The sequence below is a fragment of the Oceanospirillum sanctuarii genome (assembly GCF_002150805.1).
In the GTDB taxonomy this organism is placed as follows: Bacteria; Pseudomonadota; Gammaproteobacteria; order Pseudomonadales; family Halomonadaceae; genus Oceanospirillum; species Oceanospirillum sanctuarii.
The window spans coordinates 534,257-547,159 of the sequence record NZ_MTBA01000003.1 but is presented as its reverse complement, the minus strand read 5'-3'; the positions used below and the strand labels follow the sequence as shown (position 1 = coordinate 547,159).

14 protein-coding genes are annotated in these 12,903 nt (G+C 48.7%); 13 read left to right on the top strand and 1 reads right to left on the bottom strand.

What is annotated here, in order from left to right:
* The first annotated feature begins 28 nt into the window (after positions 1-28).
* From BV405_RS06275 to glmS, 13 genes are all read left to right on the top strand, one after another.
* Positions 29-802 (top strand): ParA family protein, encoded by a 774-nt coding sequence (locus BV405_RS06275; RefSeq protein WP_086479995.1) that lies wholly within the window; start codon positions 29-31, stop codon positions 800-802.
* Between the two features lie 71 nt (positions 803-873).
* Positions 874-1,794, top strand: a complete 921-nt coding sequence (locus BV405_RS06270) for a ParB/RepB/Spo0J family partition protein (RefSeq protein WP_086479994.1) — start codon at positions 874-876, stop codon at positions 1,792-1,794.
* A gap of 201 nt (positions 1,795-1,995) precedes the next feature.
* Complete coding sequence (locus BV405_RS06265; RefSeq protein ID WP_086479993.1) at positions 1,996-2,376, top strand: F0F1 ATP synthase subunit I; 381 nt, start codon at positions 1,996-1,998, stop codon at positions 2,374-2,376.
* A 57-nt stretch (positions 2,377-2,433) separates the two neighbouring features.
* Complete coding sequence (atpB, locus tag BV405_RS06260) at positions 2,434-3,255, top strand: F0F1 ATP synthase subunit A (RefSeq protein ID WP_086479992.1); 822 nt, start codon at positions 2,434-2,436, stop codon at positions 3,253-3,255.
* A gap of 90 nt (positions 3,256-3,345) precedes the next feature.
* Positions 3,346-3,603: a F0F1 ATP synthase subunit C gene (atpE, locus tag BV405_RS06255; protein WP_086479991.1), complete on the top strand. Its 258-nt coding sequence runs from the start codon at positions 3,346-3,348 to the stop codon at positions 3,601-3,603.
* A gap of 61 nt (positions 3,604-3,664) precedes the next feature.
* Positions 3,665-4,135 carry a F0F1 ATP synthase subunit B gene (locus tag BV405_RS06250; RefSeq protein WP_086479990.1) on the top strand — a complete coding sequence of 157 codons (471 nt, stop codon included), beginning with the start codon at positions 3,665-3,667 and terminating at the stop codon, positions 4,133-4,135.
* Positions 4,136-4,147: 12 nt separating this feature from the next.
* Positions 4,148-4,681, top strand: a complete 534-nt coding sequence (locus tag BV405_RS06245; protein WP_086479989.1) for a F0F1 ATP synthase subunit delta — start codon at positions 4,148-4,150, stop codon at positions 4,679-4,681.
* 16 nt (positions 4,682-4,697) lie between these two features.
* Complete coding sequence (gene atpA, locus BV405_RS06240; RefSeq protein WP_086479988.1) at positions 4,698-6,242, top strand: F0F1 ATP synthase subunit alpha; 1,545 nt, start codon at positions 4,698-4,700, stop codon at positions 6,240-6,242.
* A 73-nt stretch (positions 6,243-6,315) separates the two neighbouring features.
* Positions 6,316-7,173, top strand: a complete 858-nt coding sequence (atpG, locus tag BV405_RS06235; protein WP_086479987.1) for a F0F1 ATP synthase subunit gamma — start codon at positions 6,316-6,318, stop codon at positions 7,171-7,173.
* A gap of 51 nt (positions 7,174-7,224) precedes the next feature.
* Positions 7,225-8,598 (top strand): F0F1 ATP synthase subunit beta, encoded by a 1,374-nt coding sequence (gene atpD, locus BV405_RS06230; RefSeq protein WP_086479986.1) that lies wholly within the window; start codon positions 7,225-7,227, stop codon positions 8,596-8,598.
* Positions 8,599-8,632: 34 nt separating this feature from the next.
* Entirely contained in the window at positions 8,633-9,058 is a 426-nt protein-coding gene (locus BV405_RS06225; RefSeq protein ID WP_086479985.1) for a F0F1 ATP synthase subunit epsilon, read from the top strand.
* A 114-nt stretch (positions 9,059-9,172) separates the two neighbouring features.
* Positions 9,173-10,519: a bifunctional UDP-N-acetylglucosamine diphosphorylase/glucosamine-1-phosphate N-acetyltransferase GlmU gene (glmU, locus tag BV405_RS06220; protein WP_086479984.1), complete on the top strand. Its 1,347-nt coding sequence runs from the start codon at positions 9,173-9,175 to the stop codon at positions 10,517-10,519.
* A gap of 65 nt (positions 10,520-10,584) precedes the next feature.
* Entirely contained in the window at positions 10,585-12,408 is a 1,824-nt protein-coding gene (gene glmS, locus BV405_RS06215; RefSeq protein WP_086479983.1) for a glutamine--fructose-6-phosphate transaminase (isomerizing), read from the top strand.
* A gap of 120 nt (positions 12,409-12,528) precedes the next feature.
* Here glmS and BV405_RS06210 read toward each other — a convergent pair whose 3' ends face one another.
* On the bottom strand, positions 12,529-12,750 hold the full coding sequence (locus BV405_RS06210) for a PA3496 family putative envelope integrity protein (RefSeq protein WP_086479982.1): 222 nt from the start codon (positions 12,748-12,750) through the stop codon (positions 12,529-12,531).
* Positions 12,751-12,903 lie beyond the last annotated feature (153 nt).

Genomic DNA, 12,903 nt, shown 5'->3' with positions numbered 1-12,903 from the left:
GACAGAAACTGATAGCAGGAAGAAACGGATGACAAATGTATTCGCAGTAACCAATCAGAAAGGTGGTGTGGGTAAAACAACCAGCTGCGTGAATCTGGCCGCATCTCTGGTTGCGACCCGTCGTAAGGTATTGCTGATCGATCTGGATCCGCAAGGTAATGCCACCATGGGCAGCGGTGTCGATAAAAACGAATGCGAGTTTTCTGTTTGCGATCTTCTGCTGGGCGAAGCCACCATTGATCAGGTGAGAGTGAAAACGGATCCTGCCGGATATGACTTACTGCCTGCAAACTCGGATCTGACCACTGCTGAAGTCCAGTTACTACAGATTGAAGCCGGAAATTTCCGACTGAAACGGGTTCTGGCTGAAATGGCTGACCAGTATGACTATGTACTGATCGACTGCCCACCGTCACTGAACATGCTGACGGTGAACGCTCTGACAGCATCCGATGGTGTGATTATTCCGGTTCAATGTGAATACTATGCGCTGGAAGGTCTTTCCTCGCTGATGGAGACCATTCAGCAGATCAAAGAAACGGTGAATCCGGATCTGCGTGTTGAAGGTCTGTTGCGCACTATGTACGACCCGCGCAATAGCCTGACCCGTGATGTGTCTCAACAGCTGATTCAGCACTTCAATGACCGTGTGTATAAAACGGTTATCCCACGTAATGTACGTCTGGCTGAAGCCCCGAGTCACGGCATGCCTGTACTGAATTACGATGAGAAATCAAAAGGTAGCCTTGCCTACCTGGCTCTGGCCGGTGAACTTGTGCGCAAAACCAGTCAGGCTGCCTGATACTGAACACTTTTTGATCACTTAACACTTTATCAATTAACACTGTACGCTTTTATTTAACGGGAGAACCAATGTCGGCGAAAAAACGAGGTTTAGGTCGTGGACTTGATGCATTGTTGGGTTCTGGATCATCCAGTCTGACGCAGCCCCGTGAAGTCTCAGTGGTTCCTGAAGTAAAAGCTGATCAGTCGAGTGAGCCCTCCCGAAAAGAAACTCTTGATGGCGAAATGCGTCATCTGCCGGTTGAGTTTCTGAGCCGCGGCCGTTATCAGCCACGCCGTGATATGGATCCGGACTCCCTAGAAGAGCTGGCCAGTTCGATTCGAGCTCAGGGCATTATGCAGCCGATTGTTGTTCGTCCGATCGAAAAAGAGCGTTTTGAAATTATCGCCGGTGAACGCCGCTGGCGTGCGGCACAGTTGGCAGAGCTGGATCAGGTTCCTGTCATCATTCGCGATGTCAGCGATGATGCGGCCGTTGCCATGGCTCTGATTGAGAACATTCAGCGGGAAAATCTGAACCCGGTTGAAGAAGCTTTTGCACTTCAGCGTTTGCAACAGGAATTCGAATTAACCCAACAGCAGGTTGCTGATGCTGTGGGTAAATCCCGTTCAGCGGTGACGAACCTGCTTCGCCTAATTGCCCTACCCGATGATGTGAAAAAAATGCTGGAGCATGGTGATCTGGAAATGGGTCATGCCCGAGCAATTCTGGGTCTTGAAGATAAAGATCAGAGCCCTGCCGCAAGAACGGTTGTCGCCAAAGGGATGTCTGTTCGTCAGACCGAAGCTTATGTGCGTAAACTGCAAACGCCCGCGGAAGAAAAAGAGGATCAGAAACCTCAGGCCGATGTGGAATTCCTGCAGCGAAAACTGGCGGAGACACTCGGTGCCCCAGTGCAGATTAGCCACAATAAAAAGGGCAAAGGGAAGCTTGTGATTAATTATTCCAGCCTTGAAGAGCTGGACGGCATCCTGTCTCACATCCAATAAAGATTGCTTCGGCAATCTCCTTCTTAAGGCGGATAAGGCTTATCTATTGGTCTTAGATCAGGTTTTGAGCGGGTAATTCAGTTGAATGGCTTGCTTAATCAACCTATAATCCTGCGGTCACAAAATGACGTTACTCTGTTTCTGTACTGTGAATAACACAGTAGGCAGGGTTTCTACGCGCAGATAGTTTTAGGAGAGAAGATGGGCGCCAAAAGCGCACAGTTGAAACGGCCCAAGGTATTTCGGGTTGTCGGACTGCAGATTTTCGTCACTCTCCTGATCGCGGGCGGATGTTTATTATCCGGAGATCCCGTTCTGGCGTACTCGTCTCTCTTAGGTGGTATGGTGTGTTCGTTTCCGAACCTGTACTTTGCCTGGAGAATGTTCCGACATATGGGAGCGGCTTCAAAAGAAGTTGTGCGTTCTTTTTATCGGGCAGAGGCGATGAAGTTTGGTTTAACGGTCGTATTGTTTGCTCTGGTTTTTATCCTAGTACGCCCCTTAAACCCAATTTCTTTTTTCTTAACTTACGCGGTAGTTCAGTCAGTTCATTGGTTAGCGCCTTTCATTATGAAACGATAGTTTCGAAAGGTTGTCCCATAGGCTGGTTACGCTACTACTAAAAATTCGAGGAAGACAATGGCAGGCGCAAATCCGACACCTTCCGAGTATATTCAACACCACCTGACGAACCTGACGTTTGGTATGCACCCTGAAAACGGCCTGAGCTTTGCTCATGGTGCGAAGGAAGCGTCCGAAATGGGTTTTTGGGCGATTCACGTTGATACTCTAGGTTGGTCCCTCTTCTTAGGTTTTATCTTTATCTTTCTTTTCCGCAAAGCTGCTAAAAGCGTTACTGAGGGTGTACCCGGTGGCCTGCAGAACTTTGTAGAAATTCTTGTTGAATTCGTTGATAAGAACGTTAAAGACAGTTTCCACGGTAACAGCAAACTGATTGCGCCTCTGGCACTGACAATCTTCTGCTGGATCTTCCTGATGAACCTGATGGATCTGGTTCCGGTAGATTTCGTACCGACCCTGTTTATGATGGCTGGCGTTGACTACATGAAAATTGTACCAACGACTGATGTGAACGCGACTCTGGGTATGTCCCTGTCTGTGTTCTTCCTGATCATCTTCTACAGCATCAAGATTAAAGGCGTAGGTGGCTTTGTTGGTGAACTGACTCTGCAACCTTTCGGCAAAAAACTGATCCCATTCAACTTTGTACTTGAAGGTATTGGTCTGATTGCTAAGCCAATCTCTCTGGCTCTGCGTCTGTTCGGTAACCTGTACGCGGGCGAATTGATCTTCATCCTGATCGCGATTATGCCGTTCTGGATTCAGTGGGCGCTGTCTGTGCCTTGGGCGATTTTCCACATTCTGGTAATCACTCTGCAGGCTTTCATCTTTATGATGCTGACAATTGTTTACCTGAGCATGGCTTGCGAAGATCACTAAAAGTTTCTGGCTCCGCTGCCTCGGCAGTGGAGCCGGCAAAATGAGTTTCTTTAAACCTTAAAATCTAAAACTGTAATATTAGGAGTTAAAATGGAACAAGTAGTAAGTATGACTGCAATCGCGGTAGCTATGCTGATCGGTCTGGCTGCACTGGGTACTGCAATCGGTTTTGCTATCCTGGGTGGCAAGTTCCTGGAAGCATCTGCTCGTCAGCCTGAACTGGCGCCTATGCTGCAAACCAAAATGTTCATCGTAGCTGGTCTGCTGGATGCTGTGTCCATGATCGGTGTTGGTGTTGCTCTGTTCTTCACATTTGCGAACCCATTCGTTGCTCAAATTGCTGGTTAATCATTAAGTTGGTTTTTTTTAACCCTTATATGATTAACACTGGAAAGCAAGGGGTGATGGCGTGAATCTGAACTTAACTATATTGGGCCAAGCCATCTCGTTCGCGATCTTTGTCTGGTTTTGTATGAAGTATGTATGGCCTCCAGTAATGGCGGCTATGCAGGCTCGTCAGAAAAAGATTGCAGATGGTTTAGATGCTGCAAGTCGTGCTCAGCGTGATCTGGAACTGGCTAAAGAACAAGCTGGCAAACAGTTACGTGAAGGCAAAGAACAAGCAGCCCTGATTTTAGAGCAAGCAAACAAGCGAGCTAATCAAATCGTTGATGAAGCTAAAGAGAACGCACGTTCTGAAGGCGCACGTTTACTTGCCGCTGCTCAGGCTGAAATTGAGCAGGAAGTAAACCGTGCGAAAGAAGAGCTTCGTGCCCAGGTGTCTACTCTGGCACTGAAAGGCGCAGAGCAAGTTCTTAACGCTTCTATTGACGAGAAAGCCCACGCTGAGCTTGTAGAGAAACTCGCAGCTGAGCTTTAAGCGAGGTGACCGATGGCTGAATTAAGCACTGTTGCCCGGCCGTATGCAAAAGCTGCATTTGAGTATGCTTTGAGCCAGGGCAAATTGGCCGAATGGTCTAACATGTTGAATCTGGCAGCTCAGGCTGTGGCGGATTCAGCTGTTCAGAATGTTCTGGGCAATCCGGCAATCAGTCAGGCACAGAAAGCAGAAATCGTAATTGAGATCTGCACTGGCCTGGATGAAAACGGTAAAAATTTTGTACAGACACTGAGCGAAGTAGGCCGTTTGTCCCTGTTCCCTCAAATTGCTGAGCAATTTGAAGCGCTGAAAGCAGAACAGGAAAAAACGGTTGAGGTAGAGATTACTTCTGCCTATGAGCTGACAAGTGAACAGCAGACCAAATTGGCACAAGCTCTGCAAAAGCGTCTGAATCGTGAAATTAAAATCCAGACTCAGGTTGATCAAAGCCTGATCGGCGGCGTACTTATCCATGCTGGCGACACTGTTATTGACGGTTCAGTACGTGGAAAGCTTGCGAAATTGGCCGAGGCAATGAATTCCTGAGTTTGAGGGACATGGCATGCAGCAACTGAATCCATCTGAGATCAGCGAAATTATCAAGAAGCGCATCGAGAATACCGATGTAACTTCTGAAGCCCGCACTGAGGGCACCATTGTAAGTGTATCCGACGGTATCGTAACCGTTCATGGTCTGGCTGACGTAATGTACGGGGAAATGATTGAGTTCCCTGGCAGCGTGTTTGGTATGGCGATGAACCTGGAGCGTGACTCCGTTGGTGCAGTAGTGCTGGGTGATTACCTGTCACTGCAAGAAGGCATGACTGCCAAGTGTACTGGCCGCATCCTGGAAGTACCGGTTGGTCCGGAACTGAAAGGTCGCGTTGTTGACGCACTGGGTAACCCTGTTGATGGCAAAGGTCCAATCAATGCCAAACTGACAGATGCCGTAGAAAAAGTTGCACCGGGCGTTATTGCTCGTCAATCAGTAGATCAGCCTGTACAGACTGGCTATAAAGCGATTGACGCAATGGTACCGGTAGGTCGTGGTCAGCGTGAGCTGATTATTGGCGACCGTCAAATTGGTAAAACTGCTATCGCGATTGACGCGATCATCAACCAGAAAGACTCAGGTATTACCTGTGTTTACGTTGCGATCGGTCAGAAGCAGTCCACTATTGCAAACGTTGTACGTAAGCTGGAAGAGCACGGCGCGATGGAAAACACCATCGTTGTTAACGCTGGTGCATCTGACCCTGCAGCAATGCAGTTCCTGGCTCCGTATGCCGGTTGTACTATGGGTGAATACTTCCGTGACCGCGGTGAAGACGCTCTGATCGTTTATGACGATCTGACTAAGCAGGCTTGGGCATATCGTCAGATTTCCCTGCTGCTGCGTCGTCCGCCAGGCCGTGAAGCATACCCAGGTGACGTTTTCTATCTGCACTCCCGTCTGCTGGAGCGTGCATCCCGTGTGAACGCTGAATACGTTGAGCAGTTCACTAACGGTGAAGTGAAAGGTAAGACCGGCTCTCTGACCGCTCTGCCTATCATTGAAACCCAGGGTGGTGACGTATCTGCATTCGTACCAACTAACGTGATCTCCATTACTGATGGTCAGATCTTCGTTGAAACCAGCATGTTCAACGCGGGTATTCGTCCTGCGATGAACGCGGGTATCTCTGTATCCCGTGTTGGTGGTGCTGCGCAGACTAAACTGATTTCGAAACTGGGTGGCGGTATCCGTCTGGCTCTGGCTCAGTACCGTGAGCTGGCAGCATTCTCCCAGTTTGCTTCCGACCTTGACGAAGCAACTCGTAAGCAGCTTGAACACGGTCAGCGTGTAACTGAGCTGATGAAGCAGAAGCAGTACTCTCCAATGTCCATTGCTGAAATGGGTGTTGTACTGTTTGCCGCTAACGAAGGTTACCTGGACGATGTTCCAGTTAACAAAATTGGTGACTTTGAAGCCGCTATCCTGTCTTTCTTCAACAGCGAGAAAGCAGACTTCATGGCTGAAGTTAACCAATCTGGCGCTTACAACGACGAAATCAAAGCTGGCTTTAAAGCTGGTGTTGAGCAGTTCAAAGCTACTCAGACCTGGTAAGTTGTTTGCCCACAGTTCGCTGTGGGCTTCAGTTACTGAGTTTTAGTAGGTTTTTTGAATAAGGCGAGATGCTATGGCAGTCGGAAAAGAGATTAAAAACCAGATCGCGAGCATCGGTAACACGCGCAAAATTACTAGCGCGATGGAAATGGTTGCCGCGAGTAAGATGCGCCGTGCACAGGATCGCATGGCCGCCAGCCAGCCTTATGCCAAGCAGATTCGTAAAGTTGTAGGCCATATTGCCAAAGCAACGCCGGAATATCGCCACCAGTACATGGAAGAGCGTGATGTAAAACGTGTGGGTTACATCGTTGTTGCTTCCGATCGTGGTCTTTGTGGCGGTTTGAACGTTAACCTGTTCAAAGCGATGCTGAAGTCCATGAAAGAGTGGAATGAGAAAGGTGTAGAGCAGAAGTTCTGCGCAATCGGCTCTAAAGCCGCAACTTTCTTCCGTTCTTATGGCGGTAATGTTCTGGCAACCAAAACCGGGCTCGGTGATGCCCCGGTTGCGAGCGATCTGATTGGTAGTGTTAAGGTAGTACTTGATGCGTACGATGCCGGCGAACTGGATCGTGTTTACCTGGTTTATAACAACTTTGTAAACACCATGACCCAGAAGCCACTGGTACAGCAACTGCTGCCTTTGCAGGCTGAAGAGGAAACCACCTCTGATCACTGGGATTACCTGTACGAGCCAGACGCTAAAGAGCTTCTGGATAAGTTACTGGTACGTTATGTGGAATCTCAAACGTATCAGGCAGTGGTCGAGAACAATGCTTGTGAACAATCTGCGCGTATGTTGGCGATGAAGAATGCGACCGATAACGCGGGCGACCTGATCAACAGCCTTCAGTTGGTATACAACAAGGCACGTCAGGCTGCGATTACGCAGGAAATTTCTGAGATTGTTGGTGGTGCTGCGGCGGTTTAATCCGCAGCTACACACAAGCAGGTTTCAATTACAGGTTTAAGAGGAACCAAAATGAGTAGCGGACGTATCGTTCAGATTATCGGCGCTGTAATCGACGTGGAATTCCCACGTGATTCCGTGCCAAAAGTTTACGACGCGCTGACGGTTACCAACACCGAGATTACTCTTGAAGTTCAGCAGCAGCTGGGTGACGGTGTTGTACGTACAATTGCGATGGGCTCTACTGAGGGTCTGAAGCGCGGACTGGAAGCAGTCAACACAAATGCTCCGATCTCTGTACCAGTAGGTACTCAGACTCTGGGCCGTATTATGGACGTTCTGGGTCGCCCTATCGATGAGAAAGGCGAGATCGGCGAAGAAGAACGTATGCCTATCCACCGTACCGCTCCGTCTTATGCGGATCAGTCTAACAGCACTGAACTGCTGGAGACCGGTATTAAGGTAATTGACCTGGTTTGCCCATTCGCTAAGGGTGGTAAAGTTGGTCTGTTCGGTGGTGCTGGTGTAGGTAAAACTGTAAACATGATGGAGCTGATCCGTAACATCGCGATCGAGCACTCCGGTTTCTCTGTGTTTGCAGGTGTTGGTGAGCGTACCCGTGAAGGTAACGACTTCTACCACGAAATGACCGAATCTAACGTACTGGACAAAGTATCTCTGGTATATGGTCAGATGAATGAGCCACCGGGTAACCGTCTGCGTGTAGCTCTGACTGGTCTGACAATGGCAGAGAAGTTCCGTGACGAAGGTCGTGACGTTCTGTTCTTCGTAGATAACATCTACCGTTACACTCTGGCTGGTACTGAAGTATCCGCACTGCTGGGCCGTATGCCTTCTGCAGTAGGTTACCAGCCGACTCTGGCTGAAGAGATGGGTGTACTGCAGGAGCGTATTACGTCGACTAAAACTGGTTCCATTACCTCCATTCAGGCGGTATACGTACCAGCGGATGACTTGACGGATCCATCTCCGGCAACAACCTTCTCGCACCTTGACGCGACCGTTGTACTGTCTCGTGACATCGCATCTCTGGGTATCTACCCAGCGGTAGATCCACTGGACTCTACTTCTCGTCAGCTGGATCCTCTGGTTATCGGTCAGGAGCACTATGAAGTTGCTCGTGGCGTACAGGGTACTCTGCAGCGTTATAAAGAGCTGAAAGATATCATCGCGATTCTGGGTATGGACGAGCTGTCTGATGAAGACAAGCAGACTGTATCCCGTGCGCGTAAGATTCAGCGATTCCTGTCTCAGCCGTTCTTCGTAGCTGAAGTATTTACCGGTGCACCTGGTAAGTACGTGTCTCTGAAAGACACTATTAGTGGCTTCAAAGGCATTCTGGAAGGCCAGTACGACGAGCTGCCTGAGCAGGCGTTCTACATGGTTGGCAGCATCGACGAAGCTGTGGAGAAAGCGAACAAATAAGTTCGTTTCTCCTTGACATAGAAGAGGCAAAGCTATGGCTATGAGTGTTCATTGCGATATCGTAAGTGCCGAAGAGTCTATCTTTTCGGGACGAGCTGAGCTGGTCGTTGCTTCTGGTGTACTTGGTGACCTGGGTATTGCCCCGGGTCACGCAGCGCTTCTGACAGAGCTGCAACCCGGACCTGTTCGGGTGAAAAAGCAAGGTGGCGAAGAAGAGATCTTCTACGTGACCGGTGGCTTTATCGAAGTGCAGCCAAATGTAGTAACGGTGCTTGCTGATACTGCTGTTCGTGCGGATGATATTGATGCCGCTGAAGCAGAGAAAGCGAAGGCAGAAGCACTGCGGGTTATCTCTAACAAAGCATCTGAGTTTGAATACTCACGTGCAGCGGTAGAGCTGGCCGAGGCAACTGCCCGCTTACGTACAGTGCAGCAACTGCGTCGTAAGCTCGGTGCGTAACAGTACCAAACAAAAAGGCGGCTTAGGCCGCCTTTTTTTTATCTTCAATTTGTCCTACTCTACTTCCCCCACTATTTATTCTGTATTTGATTAACTTCGTTAAGGATTAACAGTATGGCGATTGATATTGTGATTCTGGCTGCTGGCCAGGGTACTCGCATGCGTTCCAATAAACCAAAGGTGCTTCATTCAATCGCTGGCAAACCTATGGTCCAGCATGTGTTGGACCAGGCTAACCTGTTGGAGGGAGCGAAGGTTCATCTTGTTGTGGGTCATAGTGCTGAGCAGGTTCGTGAAGCCCTTGAAGGTCAGGCTATTAATTTTGTTGTTCAATCTGAACAGTTAGGTACGGGGCACGCTGTTGCTCAGGCATTACCTGATTTGGCAACCGATAGTAAAGTACTGATTCTGTATGGCGACGTACCTTTAACACCGGTGGATCTTTTTGAAGATTTGCTTAACAGCGTATCTGATACACAGATGTCATTGCTGACGGTTAATCTTGAAAACCCTATGGGTTATGGCCGTATTGTGCGTGATAACGGCGTCGTTAAAGCTATTGTTGAACAAAAGGATGCTTCTGCAGATCAGTTGCTGATTCAGGAAATCAACACAGGCATTATGGCGGTTAGCCAGCAGCATCTGTCTGAATGGTTACCTAAGCTCTCCAGTAATAATGCACAGGGTGAGTACTACCTAACCGACATTATCGCCATGGCGGCAGATCAGGGTATTGAGATTAAGACTGCCCAACCTCAATTTGAACAGCAGGTTCAGGGTGTGAACAATCGCCAGCAGCAGGCAGAACTTGAGCGTTGGAACCAGAATCAGTTGGCTGAAAAACTGATGATTGAAGGTGCAAGTCTGGCTGATCCATCCCGTATTGATATCCGTGGTTCGTTGTCGGTAGGTAAAGACTGCTTTATTGATATCAATACAGTCTTCGAAGGTGACGTAACTCTGGCCGATGGTGTAGAAATTGGCCCCAACTGTATCATTACAAACTCCGTCATCGGTGCCGGCACCAAAGTTGAGGCCAACAGTGTAATTGATGGCGCGTCTATCGCCGAAAATTGTGCGATAGGACCGTTCGCCAGAATTCGCCCTGCCAGTGAACTTAAAGCCGGCGCAAAAGTGGGTAACTTTGTTGAGACCAAGAAAAGTGTGATTGGTGTCGGCGCTAAGATTAACCATCTGACGTACATTGGCGACGCTAATATTGGCTCCAAGGTGAATGTGGGAGCAGGAACCATCACTTGTAATTATGATGGTGTTAACAAATTCAAAACTGAGATTGGTGACGGGGCCTTTATCGGTTCCAACAGCTCACTGGTAGCGCCGGTATCCATAGGCGCGAATGCTGTTATCGGCGCAGGATCAACCATTACCAAAGATGTTGAAGCCGATGCACTTTCAGTAGGCCGTGGCAAACAGATCACAAAGTCTGGTTGGAAAAAATAAGATACCTGAATGCATTTTCGGATCTGTCATCAGGTTAAATAATAGTTTTAGGAGAGTTATCCCCGATGTGTGGCATTGTAGGTGCGGTAGCACAAAGAGCTGTTTCTGGAATCCTGTTAGAAGGACTGCGTCGTCTGGAATACCGGGGATATGACTCAGCGGGCCTTGCTGTTTTTGAAGGTGAGCAAATTCATCGCCTGCGCCGTGCGGGAAAGGTCGAAAACCTGACTCATGCAGAGCAGGAAACGCCGTTGAAAGGTCACAGTGGTATTGCTCATACCCGCTGGGCGACTCATGGTAAGCCGACAGAAAACAATGCCCACCCGCACATGTCCGGAGACGATCTGGCAATTGTGCATAACGGCATTATCGAAAACTTTGAGCCGCTGAAACATCAGTTACAGCAGGATGGATTTGTTTTCACGTCTGATACTGATACTGAGGTTATTGCTCACCTGGTTGCCCGTGCTGTGAATCAGGGCAAAAATCTTCAGGAAGCTTTCCTTGAAACGGTTTCTCAGTTGGAAGGCGCCTTTGCTCTGGGTGTGTTACACAAGGATTATCCTGATCAGATCCTAGCCTCCCGTAAAGGGAGTCCATTGGTTGTCGGTATCGGTATTGGTGAAAACTTTATCGCTTCTGATCAGATGGCACTACTACAGGTGACAGACCGTTTTATCTATCTTGAAGAAGGTGACTTCGTTCAGGTAACTCCTGATGAGGTGATGATCTGGGATGCCAATCTTGAGATTGTTGATCGCCCGGTTAAAAAATTCGAACACAGCCTGTCTGCCGCAGATAAAGGCGAGTTCCGCCACTTTATGATGAAAGAGATCTACGAGCAGCCGGAAGTGGTTAAAGCAACACTTCAGGGCCGTATCTCTGATAAACATCTGCTGGAACAAGCTTTTGGTAGTGAGGCAGCATCTGTATTCGACCAAACCCAACATGTGCAGATCATAGCCTGCGGTACCAGCTTTCACGCGGGTCTTGTTGCCAAATACTGGCTGGAAGATCTGGCAGGCATCCCCTGCTCTATCGAAGTGGCCAGTGAGTATCGCTACCGCAAGCATGTGATTCCGGCAAACACCCTGTTTGTGACTATCTCCCAATCCGGTGAGACTGCAGATACCCTGGCCGCACTTCGTGCCGTGAAAGATAAAGTTCTGGCCAGCCTGACTGTTTGTAACGTACCGGGCAGCTCTCTGGTTCGTGAATCCGATCTTTGCCTGATGACTAATGCAGGTCCAGAGATTGGGGTCGCTTCCACCAAAGCCTTTACCACTCAGCTGGTGGCCCTTCTAATGCTGACAGTGGCTTTAGCTCGCCGCCATGGACTGACGGAGCAGCAGGAAACTGACATTGTAGAGGCGCTCCATAAACTTCCTGGATTGCTGCTAGCGGCAGTTAAACTGGATAAAGAAATTGAAATACTGTCTCAGGATTTTGCTGAGAAAAACCATTCTCTTTTCCTAGGCCGTGGGCCTTTGTATCCGGTGGCGATGGAGGGTGCTCTGAAACTGAAAGAGATCTCTTATATCCACGCAGAAGCTTATGCTGCGGGTGAGCTTAAGCATGGCCCTCTGGCTCTGGTGGATAAAGAGATGCCTGTGGTTGCCGTTGCACCAAACAATGCTCTGCTGGATAAACTCAAAGCCAACCTGCAGGAAGTTAAAGCCCGTGGTGGTGAGCTTTTTGTTTTTGCCGGAGCCGATCATGTGAAACCGGAAGATGGCCTGAAGGTTGAGCAGATGCCGGACGTGCCTGAGATTCTGGAACCAATCGTTTATACCATTCCGCTACAGTTATTGAGTTACCACGTCGCAGTACTGAAAGGTACAGATGTGGATCAGCCTCGTAACCTGGCTAAATCGGTAACAGTGGAATAAGTTTCGGAGTGTAAGAAAGACTGACCGGCCTGGATTTCAGGCCGGTTTTTTTGTCCAGGCGAAATTTTAATGCGTTAAGAGCAGGCTTCGCTTGGATGGAAAAAGGAGTGCTTAACTGCGCTAGTGGTTTACATCGTCTTCAAGACTGTAGTCGTCCAGCTCTTCCACCAGACGTTTCTTTTCAAAGTGCTTTTCAATACCCCTTCGGGCTTCAAGCTGTTTCAGCGCTTCACTTTTTTTGCGCTGTTCATGTTCTTCCACCTCAATGGACATGAAAATATCAAAAATCTCATCTTTTACCTGATCAAGCTTGCCATGATCAGCAGTCGGGTTGTGTCTCATATCAGCATCCTCCCTCAGGCTTTCCTTGAGGCTTGGTTGAGAAGCAAGTGACAACCTATAGCGATTTAGGGCTACTATCCTAATATAGCGCGTATGAAATTCCTGTGACAAGAGTAAGAGTTTTTGCTGTCGGAATAAAAAATGACGTTGCGA